Below are 20,262 nucleotides of genomic sequence, written 5' to 3' on the forward strand. Positions count from 1 at the left end.
GGCCAGGGAGGGCGCAAATAGGCCAACTTATGGATAGTCGTCGGACACTTTGCCTTTGCGCATGCGGCGACCATCCAAATGCAAACGCCCGCAGAATGCGGGCGTTTGTCGAGAGCGTTCGGTTATTGGTCGTTGAGTGCGAAGCAGGTGAGGGCAAAGGTAGGGATGCCGCTGTCTTGCAACTTCTGAGAGCCACCGAGCTCGGGCAAGTCAATGATTGCTGCAGCTTCGACGACGCTGGCACCCATGCGCCGTACGAGTTGTGCAGCTGCCAACAAGGTTCCGCCGGTGGCGATCAGATCATCGAAAATAAGTACTTTGTCGCCTTCACAGAGGCTATCGGTATGCACCTCGAGCTTGGCTTCGCCGTATTCAGTCTGATAACTCTCGCTGAGTACATCAGCGGGTAGCTTGCCTTGCTTGCGGAACAGTATCAGCGGCTTGTTCAGTTCATAGGCAATGATTGAACCAATCAGAAAACCGCGCGCATCCATGGCACCGATATGGCTGAAGTCAGCTTCTACATAGCGTTGAATAAAGCTGTCGGCCACCATGCGTAGGGCGCGTGGAGACTGAAAAAGCGGAGTGATGTCACGGAAGATAACCCCCGGCTTGGGGAAGTCCACCACCGGGCGAATTAGGGTCTTGATGCTGAACTCGTCAAAAATCATGGTCTTTCCGTCTTGCTTCACGCAATAAATCAGGTGTCCAGGTTACCGCCAGCCAGGGCACATAGTTCAATGGGGTCGAGTATGTGGACTTCTTTGCCTTCGGCTTCCAGCAGACCGTTTTGTTGAAAGCGTGTGAATACCCGCGACACAGTCTCGACTGCAAGGCCAAGGTAGTTACCGATCTCATTGCGCGACATGGCAAGGCGGAATTGATTAGCCGAAAAGCCGCGAGCACGGAAGCGTGCAGAAAGATTGACCAGAAAGGTCGCAATACGTTCGTCGGCGGTCTTTTTCGACAGTAACAGCATCATCTGCTGATCGTCACGGATCTCTCGACTCATGATGCGCATCAGCTGACGACGCAATTGCGGCAGCTGTACGGCGAGCTCATCCAGGCGCTCAAAGGGAATTTCACAGACTGAAGTGGTCTCCAGGGCCATAGCCGAAACGGGATAGAGCTCACTGTCCATTCCGGATAGACCAACCAGCTCGCTGGGCAAGTGGAAACCGGTAATTTGCTCATCACCCGCATCGCTCAGGCTGAAGGTTTTCAATGCGCCGGAACGTACCGCAAAGACCGAGCTGAAGGCATCGCCCTGACGGAACAGAAATTCGCCTTTTTTCAGGGGCCGACCGCGCTTGACGATTTCGTCGAGCGCGTCCATGTCTTCCAGATTTAAAGACAGCGGCAGGCACAAACTCGCCAGGCTGCAATCCTTGCAATGGGCTTGATGTGGGGTATGCAACTTGATGCTTTCGGACATCGTCAGTGTTCCTGAGCTGAGCAGACAATAGGCTCAAGGTTACAGCAGCCAGCGGGTGACAGCCAGTCACATGGCTTCTTGACCAAGTGTTCAAGTATGGCGCTGAACAGCCGATAGTTCAGGCGGTTAAGGGATCTGCAAGTGAGTAAGGTTATGCGCGTGGAATTGACATCGATGATTGGCCGCCTGGGGATGGCGGTTGAGTGCAAAAGCGCGACCGCCGAGGGCGTCGAGGGCGTCGAGGGCGTCGAGGGCGTCGAGGGCGTCGAGAAGGATGATCAGGCATTGCGCGATAGTCTGCGCGTCAGTTTGTCGGAGCTGGGCAAGGCCCGTTCCGCCGCCGCCCAGAAAAACCAAGATATCGATGACAGCAGCCTGCCGGATCTGATCAAGGACCTGCTCAAGCGAATTCGCGCGCTCAAGGAGCAGATCGAGGTCAAGAAAGAGGAGTTGAATGCGGTTATGAGTGACCAGAGCCTTGATCCCGAGGCCAAACGCTTGAAGATTGAAACCTTGCAGGGTGAACTGGCGTCGCTGCAGGGTGCCTTGAGCAGCGCCAATGCCACGCTGCTCAAGGTCTTGTCCAAGCTAGGCCTGACCGATCAGCAGATGCAGGAAGTGTCCAGCCTGCTGATGAAATAGGGACTAGATAACCCGCGAGAAACGCTGCTGGCTTTGTTCGCACAGGTAGCGATCAAACAGCATGCACAGCGACCTGACCAACAGTCGACCCGCCGGCTTGACATCGATGCCTTGGGCGCTCAAGTCAATCAGGCCGTCGCTGGCCATTTGCTGCAGTTGCGGCCAGACTTCTGCGAAGTAGCTGCGGAAATCGATGGCATAAGCCTGCTCGATATCAACAAAGCGCAACTGGAAATGGCAGATCAGCTGCTGAATCACCGCCCGCCGCAGACGGTCGTCGGCATCGCAATGCAAGCCGCGCACGGTGGCCAGTTCGCTATGGCTGAGGCTGTCCTGGTATTTACTCAGGTCGCTGTTGTTCTGGCAGTAAAGCTCGCCAATCTGGCTGATCGATGAAACCCCCAGGCCAATCAGGTCGCAATGACCGTGGGTGGTGTAGCCCTGGAAGTTGCGTTGCAGGCTGCCATCTTCCTGGGCGCTGGCCAACTCGTCGTCGGGCAGGGCGAAGTGATCCATGCCGATATAGCGGTAACCGGCGGCACTCAGTTGCTCGATGCTTGCCTGCAGCATGGCCAGCTTGTCGCCTGGGCTGGGCAGGTCGCTGGTGTTGATTCGCCGCTGCGGCATAAAGCGTTCCGGCAGGTGCGCGTAGTTGAACAGTGACAGGCGATCGGGCTGCAGGGCAATCACCTCGGCCACGGTGCGGGCGAAGCGTTCTGGCGTTTGCAGCGGCAGGCCGTAGATCAGATCGATGTTTACCGAGCGGAACTGCAGGGTGCGCGCGGCTTCCACGATGGCGCGGGTTTCCTCCAGAGTCTGCAAGCGGTTGACCGCGCGCTGTACGGCCGGGTCGAGGTCTTGCACGCCCAGGCTGACACGGTTGAAACCCAGCTCGCGGAGCAGGCCCATGGTCGACCAGTCGGCTTCGCGCGGGTCGATCTCGATGCTGTAGTCGCCGCTATCGTCATCCAGCAGATTGAAGTGCTGGCGCAGGTGGCCCATCAGGTGGCGCAGCTCATCGTGGCTGAGAAAAGTCGGCGTGCCGCCGCCGAAGTGCAGCTGCTCGACCCTCTGCAGCGGGTCGAGATGGCGACTGATGATCTCGATTTCACGTTCGAGTTTTTCCAGATAGGGCTGGGCGCGCCCGCGATCCTTGGTGATCACCTTGTTGCAGGCGCAGTAATAGCAGATGTGCGCGCAGAACGGGATGTGCACATACAGCGACAGCGGCCGCAGCGCTTTGCGGCTTTCGCGCAGGGCGTGCAGCAGGTCGAACTGGCTGATGCGCTCGTGGAACTGCACGGCGGTCGGATAGGAGGTGTAGCGCGGGCCGGCCTGGTCGTAGCGGCGGATCAGAGTGCTGTCCCACTGGATGAGGTTGAGCATGCGGGTATTCCCGGTTTGGCTTTCAATACCGGGCAGTCTATGAGCGCTGGGGCTGGGGTGTTTTGACCTGTATCAAGCGGCCTCTTATCGCTTGGCAGGCCGTTGGAAAACTACCTGCGTTGCTCCTGCAGCCTTAAAAACAGGCTCAAAATGCTCATTTAAAGCGCGTAACCTCCGTTTTTGCCTGTTTTTGCCTTGCGTTGGCGGCCTCGCCTTCGTTTTCAATGGTCTGCTAGTGGCCCATCAGCCAGTGCTGGTGCGGGCCGGGCAGAGTCCACAGACCGAACAGAATCACCAGAATGCCGCCAGCCATTCGTACGCCCTGTTTACGCAGCAGTGCGGTCAGGCGGTCGGCGGCCATGCCAGTGGCCAGTAGTACCGGCAGGGTGCCGAGGCCAAAAGCCAACATCAGGGCTGCGCTGTCGACTGCATTTCCTTGGCTGGCGGCCCACAGCAGGGTGCTGTAGACCAGCCCGCAGGGCAGCCAGCCCCATAAGCTGCCGAGTATCACCGCACGTGGCAGGCTGGTGACCGGCATAAAACGCCGGGTTAGCGGCTGGATATGCCGCCAGAGACCACGACCGAGGGCTTCTATACGGGTTAGGCCACTCCACCAGCCGGCAAGGTAGAGCCCCATGGCAATCAGCAGCAACGCTGCAATCACCCGTAGGCCCATAACCACGGGGCTATTGGCTACTGCCCAACCCGCCAGGCCAAGCAGCAGGCCGGCCAGGCTGTAGCTGAGAATGCGCCCCAGGTTATAGGCCAGCAGCAGTTGAACGCGTTGTGCGCGCTGCTCGGGTGGGATGGCCAGCGTCAGCGCGCCCATCAGGCCGCCGCACATGCCCAGGCAGTGTCCGCCGCCTAGCAGGCCGAGAATCAGTGCTGAAACCAGCAGCGGCAGCAGCTCAAGCACCGGGCTTGTCCTGCTCGGACTGAGGTTCGTCGAGTTGCTGCACCTGGTTTACGGCGGCAGTGTGTTTGGGGTCTTCGTCGTCAAACAGGATGCTGTGGGCCGGTCCGTCGAGGTCGTCGTACTGACCGCTGTCCACCGCCCAGAAGAACAGCCAGATAGCAAAGGCCACCAAAGCAATGGCAACCGGGATCAGGATATAGAGAGCGGGCATGGTTTAGTGGCTCCGGCGCAAGAGTTGCCGTAGATCAAGGCTGGTAACTGGAAAGAGTCTGTCAGGGCTGCGGCCGGTCAGCGCGACGAAGGCAAATAAGACATTAACGAAAAGCATGATCAGGGTGTCCGGCAGACTGTCAGTAAACAGGCTGCTGAGTGTGGTTTGCTGGCTGATCAGCGTGGCGGCAAAAGGGTAGGCCATAAACAGCTGCAGGCTGAGCAAAGCCACGGCCAGTAAGCGCAGCCACCATACAACCTTGCCAGTCATGTTGTTTCGCATAAGACCTCGCCGAGCGTGTCAGTGGACTGTTTGATAGGTGGAGGTCAATTTTTATTTCCACCATGGCGGCGCGGTGGTGGATCGGTGAAGCGTGATCCACCCTACGGGCGTGTTAGTCGCAAGGCATTCAATACCACCAGCAATGAACTGACTGACATGCCCAGCGCGGCCCAGATGGGCGTAATCCAACCGATAGCGGCGAAGGGCAGCACCAGGCCATTGTACAGGCTGGCCCAGGTGAGGTTCTCGATGATGATGCGACGGGTTCGTTGCGCCATGTGTAGCGCCTGCACCAGGCTGCTCAGGCGGTTGGACAGCAGCACGGCATCGGCGCTGGTTTTGGCCAGGTCGGTGGCGCTGCCCATGGCCACGCTGATGTCGGCGGCGGCCAATACCGGCACATCATTAACCCCGTCACCCAGCATCAGCACCCGGCGACCCTGGCTGTGCAGCTGTTTCAGCACGTCCAGTTTGGCATCTGGGGTGAGGCCACCACGGGCGTCCATGATGCCCAGCTGGCGTGCCACTTCGCCGACCATGGGCGAGCTGTCACCGGACAGCAGCATGATTTGCCAACCTTTGGCCTTGGCCATGTCGATCAGTTGCGGGGCATCTTCGCGCAGGCGGTCATCCAGAACAAACCAGGCCAGCGGCCCTTGCTCATCGCCCAGCAGTAGCCATTGGCCGTGTTTACCTGCAATGGCTGGGGCGGTCTGGGTGCTGAGCGCGCAGACGAAATTGGCCTCACCGATGCGCAGCAAGCGGCTGCCAACACGCCCCTGCAGGCCCAGTCCCGGATGGCTGTCGACTGCATCGGCAGCTTCTGGTGCCTGGCCGAAGGCGCGGGCAATTGGGTGCTCTGAGCGGTTTTCCAGCGCGGCGGCCAGGGCCAGGCAGGCATCGGCGTCTAGCTCGCGCAAAGGGTGGATAGCGCTGAGGGTCAGGCGGCCTTCGGTGAGGGTACCGGTCTTGTCCAGAACCAGGGTGTCGATCTGATTCAGGCCCTCCAGTACGTGGCCACGGGTCAGCAACATGCCCAGTTTGTGCAGTGAGCCAGTCGCCGCCGTGAGCGCCGTAGGCGTGGCCAAGGCCAGCGCGCAAGGGCAGGTGGCGACCAGCAGGGCTAAGACAATCCAGAATGCACGGGAAGGGTCGAGCTGCCACCAGGCCAGGCCGACGACGGCGGCCACCACCAGGACGATCAGCAGGAACCATTGCGCAACCTGGTCGGCCAGTACCGCCAGGCGCGGTTTGTCGCTCTGCGCGCGCTCCAGCAGGCGAACAATAGCCGACAGTCGCGTGGCATCGCCGAGGGCCTGCACTTCAATCTGCAGCGGCCCTTCGACATTCAGGGTGCCAGCAGTAACGGCATCGCCGACCTTGCGTGGCTGCGGCAGGTACTCACCGGTTAACAGGGATTCATCCACGCTCGACTGGCCCTGAACAATCCACCCGTCCGCAGGTAGCAGGGCGCCGGGTGGCACCAGCACCTGGTCACCAACGTGCAGCTCACTGAGCAGAATGCGCTGGCTCTGCCCGTCAGCAGTCAGGCGCAGGCAGGATGCTGGCAGCAGATTGACCAGCTGCGCGGTGGCAGCAGCCGTGCGTTCGCGGGCGCGGCGTTCCAGGTAGCGGCCAGCCAGGAGGAACAGGGCAAACATGCCCACCGCATCGAAATACAGCTCGCCCTGACCGGTCACTGTTGACCAGATACCGGCGATGTAGGCGCCACCAATCGCCAGGGATACCGAAACGTCCATGGTCAGATGGCGGGTGCGCAAGTCACGCAGCGCGCCACGGAAGAACTGGCCACAGCAGTAGAAGACAATCGGCGTGGTGAGAAACAGGCTGACCCAACGCAGGATCTTGTCCAGCTCGGGGCTGAGGTCGATGTTGAATTCCGGCCAGGTGGCCATGGTCGCCATCATCACCTGCATCCACAGCATGCCGGCTACACCGAGCTCACGCATGGCGCGGTGGTTCTCGCGGTGTAGCTGTTCAGCGGCGGCATCGGCCTGCCAGGGGTGGGCGGCGTAGCCGATCTTGCGCAGTGCCTTGAGCAGGCTGCTGAGCGGCAACTGACTGTCGGCCCAGCGCACTTGCAGGCGGTGATTGGACAGATTGAGGTGCGCCTCGCTGACGCCCGGCAGGGTGCGCAGGTGTTTTTCAATTAGCCAGCCACAGGCCGCGCAGCTGATGCCTTCGATCAGCAGGCAGGTTTCGCTGAGTTCACCGTCATGCTCAACAAAGGGTTGCTGCACATCGCTGCGGTCATACAGCGCCAGCTCATCCGGCAGCGCCTGGGGTAGGCTCTGCGGGTTGGCGGCGCTTTCGCTGCGGTGCTTGTAGTAGTGCTCCAGACCACCGCTGACAATGGCTTCGGCCACTGCCTGGCAACCCGGGCAGCACATCTCACGGGTTGCGCCCAGTACCTGAGCATGGAAACGGCTGCCGGCAGGAACTGGCAGACCACAGTGATAGCAGGGAGTTGGACTGGCCATCGGTGCGCTTATTGGGCATCCCCGAGGTTAATCGTCTGTCCGCTCTGCACGTTTTCCTCTTCGAACAGGCGCCAGTCCTTGCCGCCTTCCTGGCCGATCAGCTCGACAAACCGGCGGCCTTCAACCGCATCGATCATCTGCCCGCTGTAACTGCCATCGGCCTGCGGTTGCAGGATCACCCGGCGGTCGCGTTCCGGCTGGGTCGGCGAGATCAGATTGAGCACCAGCTGCTGCGGACGGCTATTGCCGTTCAGCTGCAGGGTAGCCGTGCCGTTGTCATCGTTGAGCTGCAGTGTGGCGTGCAGTTTGAGGCGAATGGCGTGGTTTTCCCGCTCCAGTGACTGGTTGATACCTTTGCCGACGTCGTAATAGTCATCGGAAATCAGCCCTGGCGGGTTCTTCGTGGCGATGGTCAACAGGGTCAGCCCCTGGACCACTGAGTAAGCCAGCAGGCCTATCAGGAACCAGGGCCAGAATTGCTTGTACCAGGGCTTGATGATGTCGGGGTTCTTTTCAGATATGGGTTCAGACATGGGCTTCTCTAGTCAGCGCACGCTGGGGCCGATAAAACGGCTGGCAGCGTCGGTTTTGATACTGGGGTCATCCACCGAGTGCAGGTGGAAGGTGATTTCATTGGTGCTCGAAGGCAGGTTTGAAGGGTCGATGGACAGCTCGACAGGCAGCGACAGTACCTCGCCAGCAATTGCCTTGATCTCGCGCTTGCCTTCATACACCAGGCCATCAAGGCCATCGGCTTCGATCAGGTAAGTAACCTCGTGCTGGGCCTTGTTCATGATCTTCAGGGTGTAAACGTTCTCGATCCGGCCTTCTTCGTTTTCGCGGTAGAGCACGCGGTCCTTGAGCACGTCCAACTCTACCAGCGAGCGATCGGCGATGGCCCAGGCGAAGACGCAGAACATGGCCAGCAGGGCGATGGCGTAGCCGATCAGGCGTGGGCGCACCAGGTGGGTCTTTTGTCCCGAAAGGTTGTGTTCGGTGGTGTAGCTGATCAGCCCTTTCGGGTAGTTCATCTTCTCCATGATGCTGTCGCAGGCGTCGATACAAGCCGCGCAGCCGATGCATTCGATCTGCAGACCGTCGCGGATGTCGATGCCTGTAGGGCAAACGTGCACGCACATTTTGCAGTCGATGCAGTCACCCAGGCCTTGGGCCTTGTAGTCGGCGTCCTTCTTGCGCGGGCCACGGGATTCGCCACGACGGGGGTCATAGGAGACGATCAGGGTGTCCTGGTCGAACATCACGCTTTGGAAACGTGCGTAAGGGCACATGTAGATGCACACCTGTTCGCGCAGGTATCCGGCGTTGCCATAGGTGGCAAGGGTGAAAAAACCGACCCAGAACAGCGCCCAGCCACTGGCCTCAAGGGTAAAAAGCTCCGGGATCAGTTCACGGATCGGGGTGAAGTAGCCAACGAAGGTGATCGCGGTGACCAGTGACACACTGACCCAGATGCCATGTTTGGCCAGCTTGCGCAGGAATTTCTGTGCGCTCATGGGCGTTTTGTCGAGTTTCATGCGCTGATTGCGATCACCTTCGGTGACCTTTTCTGCCCACATGAAGACCCAGGTGAATACGCTCTGTGGACAGGTGTAGCCGCACCAGACACGGCCAGCGAACACGGTGATAAAAAACAGGCCGAAGGCACAGATGATCAGCAAGGCCGAGAGCAGGACGAAATCCTGCGGCCAGTAAGTTGAACCGAAGATGTAGAACTTGCGCTCCGGCAGGTTCCACCAGACGGCCTGACGACCATTCCAGTTCAACCATACGGTGCCGAAGTACAACAGAAAGAGGGCTGCACCACCGAGCATGCGCAGGTTGCGGAAGAGGCCGGTGAAGGAGCGGGTGTAGATTTTTTCGCGGTTGGCGTACAGGTCGACAACTTCGACCTTGGCCGGGGCAGGGGTGACGTCTTTAACTGGAATCTGTGCGCTCATCAGTTCGTACCACGGCGGTTGATTGGCTGCTTCAACCGATACGTGCCGGCCGAAGTCATACGGGCTCTTGCGCTATGGTACGCCTGACGATTGCTCGGCAGGTGCGACCAGCGGTCGCGCCTGCCAGAGCCGGAGAATCACTTCTCGGTTTTACCTTGCGACAGGCTGTACACATAGGCCGCCAGCAGATGCACTTTATCGTTACCCAGGAAATCAGCCTGGGCTGGCATCTTGCCGTTACGGCCGTAGCGCAGAGTTTGTTGCACCTGGGCAAAGCTGGAGCCGTAGAGCCAGACTTTGTCGGTCAGGTTGGGGGCACCCATGGCCTGTTGGCCCTTGCCTTCAGCGCCATGACAGACTGCACAATTGGCAGCGAAGATGTCTTGACCTGCGGCAAGGTCAACTTCGATACCTTCCGGATTCTTCAAGCCAGACAGGCTGCGGATGTAGCCGGCAACGTTGCGGATGCCTTCTTCACCGATGCTGTCTTTCCACGCCGGCATGGCAGCTTGGCGGCCGGCCATGATGGTGGTCTTGATGGTTTCCGGTTCGCCACCGTACAGCCAGTCGTTGTCGGTCAGGTTGGGGAAGCCATAGGCACCCTTGGCGTCAGAACCGTGGCAGACCGAGCAGTTGGATGCAAACAGGCGACCGCCCATTTTCAGCGCTTGCTCGTCCTGGGCCACTTGTTCAATCGGCATGGCGGCGTATTTGGCAAAGATCGGACCGTACTGAGCGTCAGCCTTGGCCATCTCTTTTTCCCACTGGTGCACGCCAGTCCAGCCGCCATTGCGCTCGGCATCGCCGGCGATCTGTACGTTGGTAGCAAACGGCGTCTTGGCCTCGGTGTTGAGGTAGTCGTAGCCCGGCAGCAGGCCTTTCCAGTTACCCAGGCCCGGGTAGAGCGCCAGGTAGCCGAGGGCAAAGATGATGGTGCCGACAAACAGCATGAACCACCACTTGGGCAGCGGATTGTCGAACTCTTCGATACCGTCGAAGGAATGGCCGACAGTTTCTTCGGTGGTTTCTTCGCGCTGGCCCTTGCGGGTGCCGAAGACCAGCCAGGTCAGGGCAAAGATGGTGCCCAGAGACAGAATGGTTACGTACCAACTCCAGAACGTGGTCATTGGTTATTGCTCCTGGAAGATTGCTCGTCACGCTCGTTGGGTGTGGGATCGTCGGCGAATGGCAGGTTGGCGGCCTCGTCGAAGCTGTCTTTACGCTTGCTGCTGTAGGCCCAGAGCACCACGCCGATAAAGGCGATGAACACCACTGCTGTGCCTATGCCGCGAATAGTCCCGATATCCATCGCGCGTTACCGTTTGTTCTTGATGGAAGTGCCGAGAACCTGCAGGTACGCAACGAGGGCGTCCATTTCGGTTTTGCCTTTTACAGCCTCTTTTGCACCGGCGATGTCTTCATCGGTGTACGGGATGCCAAAACCACGCATGACTTCCATCTTCTTGGCGGTGTCCTTGCCGTCGAGTTTGTTCTCGACCAGCCATGGGTAGGCCGGCATCTTCGACTCCGGTACTACGTTGCGCGGGTTGTACAGGTGCGCACGCTGCCACTCATCCGAGTAACGACCGCCAACGCGAGCCAGGTCTGGACCGGTACGCTTGGAACCCCACAGAAATGGATGATCCCAGACGCTTTCACCGGCTACCGAGTAGTGGCCGTAGCGTTCGGTTTCAGCACGGAACGGACGAATCATCTGCGAGTGGCAGCCGACACAGCCGTTGGCGATGTACACATCGCGGCCTTCCAGTTGCAGCGCGGTGTAAGGTTTGAGGCCTTCCACCGGCTCGTTGGTAACGTCCTGGAAAAACAGCGGAACGATTTGAGTCAGGCCACCGATGCTGACAGCCAGAACCATCAGCAGCGCCATCAGGCCGATATTCTTCTCAATGATTTCGTGTTTCATCAGTGCGCGCTCCCTGCTGTGAGTTGGGCGGCAGGAATCTGTGCGGCTGCTTCGTATTCAGAAGCCTTGGCGGCACGCACGGTGCGGTAGGTGTTGTAAGCCATCAGCAGCATGCCGGCGACGAAGAAGGCGCCGCCAATCATGCGCACCACGTAACCCGGGTGGCTGGCTTCCAGCGCTTCAACGAAGGAGTAGGTGAGGGTGCCGTCTTCGTTGACTGCACGCCACATCAGGCCCTGGGTGATGCCGTTGACCCACATCGAGGCGATGTACAGCACGGTGCCGATAGTGGCCAGCCAGAAGTGTGCGTTGATCAGGCCAACGCTGTGCATCTGCGGGCGACCAAAGACTTTAGGCAGCAGGTGGTACAGGGCACCGATGGAGATCATCGCAACCCAACCGAGCGCGCCGGCGTGTACGTGGCCGATGGTCCAGTCGGTGTAGTGAGACAGAGCGTTGACGGTCTTTATCGCCATCATCGGACCTTCGAAGGTCGACATGCCATAGAACGCCAGCGATACCACCAGGAAGCGCAGGATTGGGTCGGTGCGTAGCTTATGCCAGGCGCCCGACAGGCTCATCATGCCGTTGATCATGCCGCCCCAGCTCGGAGCCAGCAGAATGACCGACATCGCCATACCGAGCGATTGAGCCCAGTCCGGCAGTGCGGTGTAGTGCAGGTGGTGCGGACCGGCCCAGATATACAGGGTGATCAGTGCCCAGAAGTGCACGATGGACAGGCGGTACGAGTAGATTGGACGCTCAGCTTGCTTGGGTACGAAGTAGTACATCATCCCCAGGAAACCGGTGGTCAGGAAGAAGCCCACGGCGTTGTGGCCATACCACCATTGGATCATCGCATCAGTTGCACCCGCGTACATGGAGTACGACTTGAACAGGCTGACCGGTACGGCAGCGCTGTTGACGATGTGCAGCATCGCAGTAACCAGGATGAAGGCACCGTAGAACCAGTTGCCCACATAAATGTGCTTGGTTTTACGCTTGACGATGGTGCCGAAGAACACCACGGCGTAGGTGATCCAGACGATACCCAGCAGGATATCGATTGGCCACTCAAGCTCAGCGTACTCCTTGGAACCGGTGAAGCCCATCGGCAGGGTGATCACCGCAGCAACGATCACTGCTTGCCAGCCCCAGAAGGTGAAAGCAGCCAGACCATCGGAAACCAGGCGCGTCTGACAGGTGCGCTGAACCACGTAGTAAGACGTGGCGAACAGGGCGCAACCGCCGAAGGCGAAGATTACCGCGTTGGTGTGTAGCGGACGCAGACGGCCGAAGCTCGTCCATTCCATGCCCAGGTTGAGTTCAGGCCACACGAGTTGTGCGGCGATGAAAACACCTAGAGCCATGCCAATGACTCCCCAAATCACCGTCATTACGGCGAATTGGCGAACCACTTTGTAGTTATAAGCAGTCTGACTGATTGCTGTGCTCATTATGGGTTCCACGGTTAATGGATTTTTTAGGGGCAAAAATCGGCGGCAAGTATGGAGAAAGCAGGTGTTCATTGCAACGACACAAGCCGGCGCGATAAGGCTTTCAGGGCTGTTGGCAAGCATGCATGGCCGCAAGCAAAAAACGCCCAATGGCGTAGCGCGAAAGATGGGATCGCCTTGGAGTTATGACAGGTGGCGACTGTCGACAAGATTAGCTCAAGTCAAACGTCGTGCGTGCACTTGGTCGGAAGGGTGCGACCTTGGGTCGCATGGCTGGGACGACTGTCCAGCGCGGAGAGCGGGGGTTTTATACTGACTGGCGAGGCAGGCTCGCCAGTCAGTTTGCTGCGGGCGACTTATTGAGGGGTGTCGTCCTGCTGCGATTTGCTCAGGCTCAGTACATAGGCCGCGAGCAAATGCACTTTGTCGTTGCCCAGGTATTGATCCTGTGCCGGCATCTGGCCGTTGCGGCCGTGACGGATGGTCTGTTGCAACTGCACCAGGCTACTGCCGTAAATCCAGCCGGCAGGCTTGGTCAGGTCCGGGGCGCCGAGCATGGCCATGCCAGTGCCTTGTGCGCCATGGCAAGCCTGGCAGTTGGCGGCAAAGATGGCTGCGCCTTTTTCCAGATCAAAGCTCTTGTCGGCAGGCAGTGGCAAACCGGCCAGATCCTTGCGCACATAGGCTGCTACCTGTTGTACGCCGTCTTCGCCAATTACGGCAGCCCAGGCCGGCATTGCTCCAGTGCGTCCATTGAGGATGGTGGTCTTGATCACATTAGCCTCACCGCCCCAGCGCCAGTGGCTGTCGGTCAGGTTGGGGAAGCCCACCGCTCCTTTGGCGTCAGAGCCGTGGCAGACCGCGCAGTAGGTGGCGAACATGCGACCGCCCATTTTCAGGGCTTGCTCGTCTTTGGCGACTTCTTCCAGTGGCATGGCCGCGTATTTGGCGAAAATTGGCCCATATAGTTCATCAGCCTTGTCGACTTCGCGCTGCCATTGCTTGACCTGAGTCCAGCCGCCTTCGTAACCCGGCAGCACGCCTTTCCAACTACCCAGGCCCGGATACAACACTAAGTAGCCAATCGAGAAGATCAGTGTGCCGAGAAACAGCATGAACCACCACTTGGGTAGCGGGTTGTCATACTCCTCAATGCCGTCGAAGGCATGCCCCATGGTCTGATCGGTGGGGCTCTTGTGAACTTCGCTCTTGCGGGTGGCGAAAATCAGCCAGAACAGCGCGATCAGGGTGCCGACAGTCAGCAGGGTGATGTACCAGCTCCAGAAAGTGCTCATGGGGTATTGCTCCTTGGTGCAGCCAGCTTGGGTTCATCGGCAAAGGGCAGCAGGGCGGCCTGATCGAAGGCTGCGCGACGTTTGCCGTTGTAAGCCCACAGGGTTACGCAGACAAACGACAGCAGAACCAATGCCGTACCGATGCCGCGCAGGGTGCCGGTATCAATAAATTCGAATGACATGGCTTACCTCTTGTTCTTCACGGCAGTGCCAAGCACTTGCAGGTAGGCAACCATGGCATCCATCTCGCTTTTGCCTTTGACGGCTTCGGTGGCGCCAGCAATGTCTTCATCGCTGTAAGGCACGCCTACCAGGCGCAGGGCTTTCATCTTGGCTGGGGTGTCTTGACCGTCGAGCGTGCCTTCGACCAGCCAGGGGTAGGCGGGCATTTTCGACTCCGGCACCACGTTGCGCGGGTTGTACAGGTGCGCGCGGTGCCATTCATCCGAATAGCGGCCGCCCACGCGGGCCAAGTCCGGCCCCGTGCGTTTGGAGCCCCAGAGGAAGGGGTGGTCATAGACGCTTTCACCGGCGACCGAGTAGTGGCCGTAGCGCTCCGTTTCGGCGCGGAACGGGCGGATCATCTGTGAGTGGCAACCGACACAACCCTCGCGGATGTAGATGTCGCGGCCTTCCAGTTGCAGCGCGGTGTAGGGCTTGAGGCCGGCTACTGGTTCATTGGTGACGTCCTGGAAGAACAGCGGAACGATCTGCGTCAGGCCGCCGATGCTCACGGCCAGCACCATCATCAGCGCCATCAGGCCGATGTTTTTTTCGAGTATTTCGTGTCTCATCAGTGGGCTCCCTCAAGCGAAAACTGCGCCGCGGCTTCCATGTCTGCAGCCCTGGTATGGCGCACGGTCTGCCAGACGTTCCAGGCCATCACCAGCATGCCGGCGAAGAAAATCGCACCGCCGATCACCCGCACCACAAAGCCGGGGTGGCTGGCTTCCAGCGCTTCGACGAAGGAGTAGGTGAGGGTGCCGTCTTCGTTGACTGCACGCCACATCAGGCCTTGGGCGATGCCGTTGACCCACATCGAGGCGATATAGAGCACGGTGCCGATGGTGGCGAACCAAAAGTGCACGTTGATCAGGGCGATGCTGTGCATTTCGTCGCGGCCGAAGACTTTCGGCAGCATGTGATAGAGCGAGCCGATGGACACCATGGCGACCCAGCCGAGCGCACCGGCATGGACGTGACCGATGGTCCAGTCGGTGTAATGGGACAGGGCGTTGACGGTCTTGATCGCCATCATCGGACCTTCGAAGGTCGACATGCCGTAGAACGCCAGGGAGACCACCAGGAAGCGCAGGATCGGGTCGGTGCGCAGCTTATGCCAGGCCCCGGAGAGGGTCATCATGCCGTTGATCATGCCGCCCCAGCTGGGTGCCAGCAGAATCAGCGACATCACCATACCCAGGCTCTGTGCCCAGTCCGGCAGCGCGGTGTAGTGCAGGTGATGCGGACCGGCCCAGATATACACGGCAATCAGCGCCCAGAAGTGCACGATGGACAACCGGTAGGAATACACCGGGCGACCGGCCTGCTTGGGCACGAAGTAGTACATCATCCCCAGAAAGCCCGCAGTGAGGAAGAAGCCCACAGCGTTATGGCCGTACCACCACTGGATCATTGCATCGGTGGCCCCGGCATAGGCCGAGTAAGATTTGGTCAGGGTGACCGGTACTTCCAGGTTGTTGACCAGGTGCAGCAGCGCCACAGTGAGGATAAAACCACCGAAGAACCAGTTGCCCACATAGATGTGGCTGACGTTACGCTTGATCACCGTGCCGAAGAACACGATGGCGTAGCTGACCCAGACAATGGTGATCAGAATGTCGATCGGCCATTCCAGCTCGGCGTATTCTTTCGAGCTGGTCCAGCCCAGTGGCAGGCTGATGGCCGCCAGGACGATCACCAGTTGCCAGCCCCAGAAGGTAAAGGCTGCCAGCTTGGGGGCGAATAGGGTTGCCTGTGAGGTGCGTTGCACCGCGTAATAGCTGGTGGCGAACAGCGCGCAACCGCCAAAGGCGAAGATCACCGCGTTGGTATGCAGCGGACGCAGACGGCCGAAGCTGGTCCACGGCAGGTTGAAGTTAAGTTCGGGCCAGGCCAGTTGCGCGGCGATAAACACGCCGAGCCCCATCCCGACAATGCCCCACACCACCGTCATGATGGCGAATTGGCGAACCACCCTGTAGTTGTAGGCGGAACTGGTTGCTGTGTTCATGTCTGGGCTTCCATCCACGGTTTATAGGCAGATCATCGAAAATCAGCGGCTGCGGGCCTGTACGATCAGCGCCGCAGTCCAACGGATTCTTCAAGAATCTACTTACGATCTGCTGCGCGTCGGCCCTGCTGCGTTAAAAACAGGCTCGGAATGCTCATGTACAACTCGTACACTCCGCTTCCTCGCCTGTTTTTGCCTTGCATGGTTCTAGCTCGCGAAATCGTAAATAGGTTCTGAGCGAGGCAAGCATGAGCAAAGGGCAGGTTGCGGGTATTGACGGGGATCAATACGTGCAGGGGCAGGGTGAGGGCGCATGGCTGTGGGATCGCCCGCTTGGCGAGACGCACGCCACCCTGATTCTGGCCCACGGTGCGGGTGCGCCGATGGACAGCGAGTTCATGCAGCACATAGCGCAAAGCCTTGCAGCGCGAGGGATTGCCGTACTGCGCTTCGAATTTGCCTATATGGCTGCGCGGCGGCTGGACGGCAAAAAACGCCCCCCTAATCCTCAGGCCAAGCTGCTCGAACAGTGGCGCGAGGTGTACCGCCAGGTGCGCCAACAGGTCGCAGGGCCGCTGGCGATTGGCGGCAAATCTATGGGGGGGCGTATGGCCAGTCTGCTGGCCGATGAGTTGGGTGCCGATGCGCTGGTTTGCCTGGGCTATCCCTTTTATGCAGTCGGCAGACCGGAAAAACCACGGGTGGCGCACTTGGCCGCACTGCGCACGCCAACAGTGATCATTCAGGGCGAGCGCGATGCCCTGGGAAATCGCCAGGCGGTGGCGGGCTACGCGCTTTCTGAGGCGATCAAACTGCGCTGGCTGACCGCTGGGGATCATGACCTCAAGCCGCTAAAAAGCTCAGGCTTCACCCATCAGCAGCACATGCTTGCAGCGGCCGAGGCAATTGCCGAGTTTCTCTGCACATAGCCGGCGAAGTCTGGCGTCGGAGCGTGGGGTCTATTCCTACTAAAACACTATGACTTTGCCGCCGCAGGCGAGTGGCGTACACTGCGCCCATGTTTGCGAGGAGTTGCCATGAGCACCATTACCATTACCGACGCTGCCCACGATTATCTGGCTGATCTGCTGAGCAAGCAGAATACCCCGGGCATCGGCATTCGGGTGTTTATCACCCAGCCGGGCACCCAGTACGCCGAAACCTGCATTGCCTACTGCAAGCCGGGTGAGCAGAAGGCCGAAGACACCGCACTGGGCCTGGCCAGCTTCACCGCCTGGATCGATGCGGTCAGCGAGCCGTTTCTGGAAGACGCCGTGGTCGATTACGCCACCGATCGCATGGGTGGCCAGCTGACGATCAAGGCGCCTAACGCCAAAGTACCGATGGTCAATGAAGACAGCCCGATCAACGAGCGCATCAGCTACTACCTGCAGACCGAGATCAATCCCGGCCTGGCTAGCCATGGCGGCGAAGTCAGCCTGATCGATGTGGTTGAAGATGGCATTGCTGTACTGAAGTTTGGCGGCGGTTGTCAGGGCTGCGGCCAGGTCGACCTGACGCTCAAGGAAGGCATCGAGAAAACCCTGCTGGAGCGGATTCCTGAATTGAAAGGAGTACGCGACGTGACTGATCACAGCATCAAGGAAAACGCTTACTACTAAGCCGGTGTTTTTTCTACAGGCACAGCCTGCGCTTCGCGGCTATGCCTGTTGTGTCTGCGCAATGCAGGCATTTGTAATCCAGCGCAGTCCGCTACTGCTATGATCGTGCCCGCTGCCAAAGGTCGCAGGCACGTCTATGGCGCTTTGTCAGTCGCGACGGTGTACCGACTGACCGGCGGCGAAGGTTTCCTTCACGGCGCGGTCGTCGCCAAGCATGGTCAGGGCGAAGAGTTTCTCGTCCAGGGTCTTGGCCTGTTGCATGCGGTAGCTGATTAGCGGTGTGGCGTTGTAGTCGAGCACCACGAAGTCGGCGTCTTTGCCGCTCTCGAAGTTGCCGATCTTGTCGTCCAGGTACAACGCGTTAGCACCACCGAGGGTGGCCAGGTACAGCGACTTGAACGGGTCAAGTTTCTTGCCTTGCAGCTGCATCACCTTGTAGGCCTCGTTCAGCGATTGCAGCTGGCTGAAGCTGGTGCCGGCACCCACGTCGGTGCCCAGACCGACGCGCACACCGTGTTCTTCGAGCTTATTGAGGTCGAACAGGCCGCTGCCGAGGAACAGGTTGGAGGTCGGGCAGAAGGCAACGGCCGAGCCGGTTTCGGCCAGGCGTTTGCATTCGTCGTCACACAGGTGCACGCCGTGGGCGAATACCGAGCGCGCGCCGATCAGCCGGTAGTGGTCGTACACATCCAGATAGCCCTTGCGCTCGGGGAACAGCGCCTTGACCCACTCGATTTCCTTGCGGTTCTCGGACAGGTGGGTGTGCATATACAGGTCCGGGTATTCGCCCAGTAACTTACCGGCCAGGGTCAGTTGTTCCGGGGTGCTGGTGGGGGCGAAGCGTGGCGTTACTGCGTAATGCAGGCGGCCCTTGCCGTGCCAGCGTTCGATCAGCTCTTTGCTGTCGGCGTAGCCGGATTCCGGAGTGTCGGTCAGGTAGTCCGGGGCGTTGCGGTCCATCAGCACCTTGCCGGCGATCATGCGCAGGTTAAGCCGCTCGGCAGCTTCGAAGAAGGCGTCTACCGATTGCTTGTGCACGGTGCCGAACACCAGCGCAGTGGTGGTGCCGTTGCGCAGCAGCTCTTTCAGGAAGATACCGGCCACGTCACTCGCATGGGCCTTGTCGGCAAACTGCTGCTCGGTGGGGAAGGTGTAGGTGTTCAGCCAATCCAACAGTTGCTCGCCGTAGGAGGCGATCATCCCGGTTTGCGGGTAGTGGATATGGGTGTCGATAAAACCGGGGGTGATCAGCGCGTCGCGGTATTCGGTGATTTCCACGCCCTTGAGCGTTGGCAGCAGGTCGGCGGCGTGGCCGACGTTGGCCACCTGGCCGTTCTCGACGACCAGCAGACCGTCTTCGAAATACTCATAGGATTGCTCAACGCCCACCACGGCAGGGTCGGCAATGCTGTGCAGGATGGCGGCGCGGTAGGCTTTCACTGGGCTAGTCATGTAACGCTGATCTCAATCTATGGAGTTGGTCGCCCAAGCGCGTGCGCCTGGGCAGATAGTCAGGCCTGACTTCGGCGAGAGGCGGGCAGCAGCTTGGCAACGCTGGGCTGGCCCTTTTTGCTCTCTTGGCCAAAGGCGGCGTTGTAGGTGGCGATTACTTCGCCGGCGATGGATACGGCAATTTCCACCGGCAACTTGCCTTTGACCTCGGCCAGGCCCATCGGGCAGCGCATGCGCGCTACTACCGCTGGGTCAAAGCCGCGATCACGCAGGCGGTGTTCGAACTTGGCGCGTTTGGTCTGCGAGCCAATCAGGCCGTAGTAGGCAAAATCGTTGCGTTTGAGGATTTCTGCAGTCAGCTCCAAGTCGAGCTGATGGTTGTGGGTCATGACGATAAAGTAGCTGCCGGCGGGCATACGTTCGATCTCGTCGATCACTTCTTCATTGACCACTTTCTCGACTCCAGCCGGAATCTGTTCAGGAAACTCGTTTTCCCGCGAGTCGATCCAGCGCACCTTGCATGGCAGGCTGGCGAGCAGCGGCACCAGGGCGCGGCCGACATGGCCGGCACCGAACACGGCGATCTGCGCCTGCGGCTGGCCCATGGGTTCGAACAGCAGCACGGTGGCGCCGCCGCAACACTGGCCGAGGCTGGCGCCCAGGCTGAAACGCTCCAGGCGGGTGTCCTGGCTGCGGCTGCTGAGCATTTCGCGGGCCAGCTCCATCGCCTTGAATTCCAGATGACCGCCACCGATGGTCTCGAAGATGCGGTCAGCGGTGACCACCATTTTCGAGCCCGAATTGCGCGGGGTTGAGCCGCGTTCTTCGATGATGGTCACCAGCACGCAGGGTTCACCGCGTTGCTGCAGGTCGGCGAGGGCGCTGATCCAGCTCATTTGCTCAGCCTCCAGGTAGGTGGCAGTTGTCCGGGGCGCGGCAAGCGCCAGT

The 20,262-nt window shown here is 59.6% G+C and carries 22 protein-coding genes; 3 read left to right on the forward strand and 19 right to left on the reverse strand.

Going from position 1 to position 20,262, the window contains the following annotated elements; translation table 11 throughout:
• Positions 1 to 122: 122 nt before the first annotated feature.
• Both DBR00_RS01945 and fnr read right to left on the reverse strand, forming a co-directional pair.
• Positions 123 to 671, reverse strand: a complete 549-nt coding sequence (locus DBR00_RS01945) for an adenine phosphoribosyltransferase (RefSeq protein ID WP_108488168.1) — start codon at positions 669 to 671, stop codon at positions 123 to 125.
• A 29-nt stretch (positions 672 to 700) separates the two neighbouring features.
• Entirely contained in the window at positions 701 to 1,435 is a 735-nt protein-coding gene (gene fnr, locus DBR00_RS01950) for a fumarate/nitrate reduction transcriptional regulator Fnr (RefSeq protein ID WP_108488169.1), read from the reverse strand.
• Positions 1,436 to 1,588: 153 nt separating this feature from the next.
• Here fnr and DBR00_RS01955 point away from each other — a divergent pair, with 153 nt between their 5' ends.
• On the forward strand, positions 1,589 to 2,077 hold the full coding sequence (locus tag DBR00_RS01955) for a hypothetical protein (protein ID WP_108488170.1): 489 nt from the start codon (positions 1,589 to 1,591) through the stop codon (positions 2,075 to 2,077).
• A gap of 3 nt (positions 2,078 to 2,080) precedes the next feature.
• Here DBR00_RS01955 and hemN read toward each other — a convergent pair whose 3' ends face one another.
• The 15 genes from hemN to ccoN (DBR00_RS02030) all read right to left on the reverse strand — a co-directional run bounded on the left by hemN (position 2,081) and on the right by ccoN (DBR00_RS02030) (position 16,240).
• Positions 2,081 to 3,463, reverse strand: a complete 1,383-nt coding sequence (hemN, locus tag DBR00_RS01960; protein WP_108488171.1) for an oxygen-independent coproporphyrinogen III oxidase — start codon at positions 3,461 to 3,463, stop codon at positions 2,081 to 2,083.
• Between the two features lie 232 nt (positions 3,464 to 3,695).
• Positions 3,696 to 4,379: a sulfite exporter TauE/SafE family protein gene (locus tag DBR00_RS01965; RefSeq protein ID WP_108488172.1), complete on the reverse strand. Its 684-nt coding sequence runs from the start codon at positions 4,377 to 4,379 to the stop codon at positions 3,696 to 3,698.
• Positions 4,372 to 4,590 carry a cbb3-type cytochrome oxidase assembly protein CcoS gene (gene ccoS, locus DBR00_RS01970; RefSeq protein ID WP_108488173.1) on the reverse strand — a complete coding sequence of 73 codons (219 nt, stop codon included), beginning with the start codon at positions 4,588 to 4,590 and terminating at the stop codon, positions 4,372 to 4,374. The genes DBR00_RS01965 and ccoS overlap by 8 nt, the downstream gene beginning before the upstream one ends.
• A 3-nt stretch (positions 4,591 to 4,593) precedes the next feature.
• Positions 4,594 to 4,860: a hypothetical protein gene (locus tag DBR00_RS01975; protein WP_108488174.1), complete on the reverse strand. Its 267-nt coding sequence runs from the start codon at positions 4,858 to 4,860 to the stop codon at positions 4,594 to 4,596.
• Between the two features lie 113 nt (positions 4,861 to 4,973).
• Positions 4,974 to 7,373: a heavy metal translocating P-type ATPase gene (locus DBR00_RS01980; RefSeq protein ID WP_108488175.1), complete on the reverse strand. Its 2,400-nt coding sequence runs from the start codon at positions 7,371 to 7,373 to the stop codon at positions 4,974 to 4,976.
• Positions 7,374 to 7,381: 8 nt separating this feature from the next.
• Positions 7,382 to 7,906 (reverse strand): FixH family protein, encoded by a 525-nt coding sequence (locus DBR00_RS01985; protein WP_177479871.1) that lies wholly within the window; start codon positions 7,904 to 7,906, stop codon positions 7,382 to 7,384.
• 12 nt (positions 7,907 to 7,918) lie between these two features.
• Complete coding sequence (gene ccoG, locus DBR00_RS01990; RefSeq protein ID WP_108488176.1) at positions 7,919 to 9,331, reverse strand: cytochrome c oxidase accessory protein CcoG; 1,413 nt, start codon at positions 9,329 to 9,331, stop codon at positions 7,919 to 7,921.
• Positions 9,332 to 9,468: 137 nt separating this feature from the next.
• Positions 9,469 to 10,458 (reverse strand): cytochrome-c oxidase, cbb3-type subunit III, encoded by a 990-nt coding sequence (gene ccoP / locus DBR00_RS01995; RefSeq protein ID WP_108488177.1) that lies wholly within the window; start codon positions 10,456 to 10,458, stop codon positions 9,469 to 9,471.
• A complete protein-coding gene (locus DBR00_RS02000) occupies positions 10,455 to 10,640 on the reverse strand; it encodes a cbb3-type cytochrome c oxidase subunit 3 (protein ID WP_108488178.1) in 186 nt (61 codons plus the stop codon). The genes ccoP (DBR00_RS01995) and DBR00_RS02000 overlap by 4 nt, the downstream gene beginning before the upstream one ends.
• Before the next feature lie 6 nt (positions 10,641 to 10,646).
• Positions 10,647 to 11,255: a cytochrome-c oxidase, cbb3-type subunit II gene (ccoO, locus tag DBR00_RS02005; protein ID WP_108488179.1), complete on the reverse strand. Its 609-nt coding sequence runs from the start codon at positions 11,253 to 11,255 to the stop codon at positions 10,647 to 10,649.
• The gene (gene ccoN / locus DBR00_RS02010; RefSeq protein WP_108488180.1) at positions 11,255 to 12,712 is read right to left on the reverse strand and encodes a cytochrome-c oxidase, cbb3-type subunit I; all 1,458 of its coding nucleotides are present in this window, start codon (positions 12,710 to 12,712) and stop codon (positions 11,255 to 11,257) included. The genes ccoO (DBR00_RS02005) and ccoN (DBR00_RS02010) overlap by 1 nt, the downstream gene beginning before the upstream one ends.
• 356 nt (positions 12,713 to 13,068) lie before the next feature.
• Positions 13,069 to 14,007 (reverse strand): cytochrome-c oxidase, cbb3-type subunit III, encoded by a 939-nt coding sequence (gene ccoP / locus DBR00_RS02015; protein WP_108538004.1) that lies wholly within the window; start codon positions 14,005 to 14,007, stop codon positions 13,069 to 13,071.
• Positions 14,004 to 14,189, reverse strand: a complete 186-nt coding sequence (locus DBR00_RS02020) for a cbb3-type cytochrome c oxidase subunit 3 (RefSeq protein ID WP_177479872.1) — start codon at positions 14,187 to 14,189, stop codon at positions 14,004 to 14,006. Before DBR00_RS02020 ends, ccoP (DBR00_RS02015) begins: the two co-directional genes overlap by 4 nt.
• A 3-nt stretch (positions 14,190 to 14,192) precedes the next feature.
• Positions 14,193 to 14,801 (reverse strand): cytochrome-c oxidase, cbb3-type subunit II, encoded by a 609-nt coding sequence (ccoO, locus tag DBR00_RS02025; protein WP_177479873.1) that lies wholly within the window; start codon positions 14,799 to 14,801, stop codon positions 14,193 to 14,195.
• Positions 14,801 to 16,240 carry a cytochrome-c oxidase, cbb3-type subunit I gene (ccoN, locus tag DBR00_RS02030; protein WP_108488138.1) on the reverse strand — a complete coding sequence of 480 codons (1,440 nt, stop codon included), beginning with the start codon at positions 16,238 to 16,240 and terminating at the stop codon, positions 14,801 to 14,803. The genes ccoO (DBR00_RS02025) and ccoN (DBR00_RS02030) overlap by 1 nt, the downstream gene beginning before the upstream one ends.
• Before the next feature lie 248 nt (positions 16,241 to 16,488).
• Between ccoN (DBR00_RS02030) and DBR00_RS02035 the strand changes: the two genes are divergently transcribed.
• Together DBR00_RS02035 and nfuA are read left to right on the forward strand one after the other, a co-directional pair.
• A complete protein-coding gene (locus DBR00_RS02035) occupies positions 16,489 to 17,169 on the forward strand; it encodes an alpha/beta family hydrolase (RefSeq protein ID WP_108488137.1) in 681 nt (226 codons plus the stop codon).
• 108 nt (positions 17,170 to 17,277) lie between these two features.
• Positions 17,278 to 17,862 (forward strand): Fe-S biogenesis protein NfuA, encoded by a 585-nt coding sequence (gene nfuA, locus DBR00_RS02040; RefSeq protein WP_090256151.1) that lies wholly within the window; start codon positions 17,278 to 17,280, stop codon positions 17,860 to 17,862.
• A gap of 147 nt (positions 17,863 to 18,009) precedes the next feature.
• On the opposite strand, the gene guaD is transcribed toward nfuA, so the two are convergent.
• A complete protein-coding gene (guaD, locus tag DBR00_RS02045) occupies positions 18,010 to 19,314 on the reverse strand; it encodes a guanine deaminase (RefSeq protein ID WP_108488136.1) in 1,305 nt (434 codons plus the stop codon).
• A gap of 59 nt (positions 19,315 to 19,373) precedes the next feature.
• Positions 19,374 to 20,210 (reverse strand): xanthine dehydrogenase accessory protein XdhC, encoded by an 837-nt coding sequence (gene xdhC / locus DBR00_RS02050; RefSeq protein ID WP_108488135.1) that lies wholly within the window; start codon positions 20,208 to 20,210, stop codon positions 19,374 to 19,376.
• Between the last annotated feature and the right edge of the window lie 52 nt (positions 20,211 to 20,262).

Source organism: Pseudomonas sp. HMWF032, from assembly GCF_003060885.1.
Taxonomy (GTDB): domain Bacteria; phylum Pseudomonadota; class Gammaproteobacteria; order Pseudomonadales; family Pseudomonadaceae; genus Aquipseudomonas.

What these genes read in the sequence shown, in the direction of transcription:
- DBR00_RS01945 (WP_108488168.1), bottom strand. Translation starts at nt 671, where the DNA reads ATGATTTTTGACGAGTTCAGCATCAAGACCCTAATTCGCCCGGTGGTG.
- fnr (WP_108488169.1), bottom strand. Translation starts at nt 1,435, where the DNA reads ATGTCCGAAAGCATCAAGTTGCATACCCCACATCAAGCCCATTGCAAG.
- DBR00_RS01955 (WP_108488170.1), top strand. Translation starts at nt 1,589, where the DNA reads ATGCGCGTGGAATTGACATCGATGATTGGCCGCCTGGGGATGGCGGTT.
- hemN (WP_108488171.1), bottom strand. Translation starts at nt 3,463, where the DNA reads ATGCTCAACCTCATCCAGTGGGACAGCACTCTGATCCGCCGCTACGAC.
- ccoS (WP_108488173.1), bottom strand. Translation starts at nt 4,590, where the DNA reads ATGCCCGCTCTCTATATCCTGATCCCGGTTGCCATTGCTTTGGTGGCC.
- DBR00_RS01975 (WP_108488174.1), bottom strand. Translation starts at nt 4,860, where the DNA reads ATGACTGGCAAGGTTGTATGGTGGCTGCGCTTACTGGCCGTGGCTTTG.
- DBR00_RS01980 (WP_108488175.1), bottom strand. Translation starts at nt 7,373, where the DNA reads ATGGCCAGTCCAACTCCCTGCTATCACTGTGGTCTGCCAGTTCCTGCC.
- DBR00_RS01985 (WP_177479871.1), bottom strand. Translation starts at nt 7,906, where the DNA reads ATGTCTGAACCCATATCTGAAAAGAACCCCGACATCATCAAGCCCTGG.
- ccoG (WP_108488176.1), bottom strand. Translation starts at nt 9,331, where the DNA reads ATGAGCGCACAGATTCCAGTTAAAGACGTCACCCCTGCCCCGGCCAAG.
- ccoP (WP_108488177.1), bottom strand. Translation starts at nt 10,458, where the DNA reads ATGACCACGTTCTGGAGTTGGTACGTAACCATTCTGTCTCTGGGCACC.
- DBR00_RS02000 (WP_108488178.1), bottom strand. Translation starts at nt 10,640, where the DNA reads ATGGATATCGGGACTATTCGCGGCATAGGCACAGCAGTGGTGTTCATC.
- ccoO (WP_108488179.1), bottom strand. Translation starts at nt 11,255, where the DNA reads ATGAAACACGAAATCATTGAGAAGAATATCGGCCTGATGGCGCTGCTG.
- ccoN (WP_108488180.1), bottom strand. Translation starts at nt 12,712, where the DNA reads ATGAGCACAGCAATCAGTCAGACTGCTTATAACTACAAAGTGGTTCGC.
- ccoP (WP_108538004.1), bottom strand. Translation starts at nt 14,007, where the DNA reads ATGAGCACTTTCTGGAGCTGGTACATCACCCTGCTGACTGTCGGCACC.
- DBR00_RS02020 (WP_177479872.1), bottom strand. Translation starts at nt 14,189, where the DNA reads ATGTCATTCGAATTTATTGATACCGGCACCCTGCGCGGCATCGGTACG.
- ccoO (WP_177479873.1), bottom strand. Translation starts at nt 14,801, where the DNA reads ATGAGACACGAAATACTCGAAAAAAACATCGGCCTGATGGCGCTGATG.
- ccoN (WP_108488138.1), bottom strand. Translation starts at nt 16,240, where the DNA reads ATGAACACAGCAACCAGTTCCGCCTACAACTACAGGGTGGTTCGCCAA.
- DBR00_RS02035 (WP_108488137.1), top strand. Translation starts at nt 16,489, where the DNA reads ATGAGCAAAGGGCAGGTTGCGGGTATTGACGGGGATCAATACGTGCAG.
- nfuA (WP_090256151.1), top strand. Translation starts at nt 17,278, where the DNA reads ATGAGCACCATTACCATTACCGACGCTGCCCACGATTATCTGGCTGAT.
- guaD (WP_108488136.1), bottom strand. Translation starts at nt 19,314, where the DNA reads ATGACTAGCCCAGTGAAAGCCTACCGCGCCGCCATCCTGCACAGCATT.
- xdhC (WP_108488135.1), bottom strand. Translation starts at nt 20,210, where the DNA reads ATGAGCTGGATCAGCGCCCTCGCCGACCTGCAGCAACGCGGTGAACCC.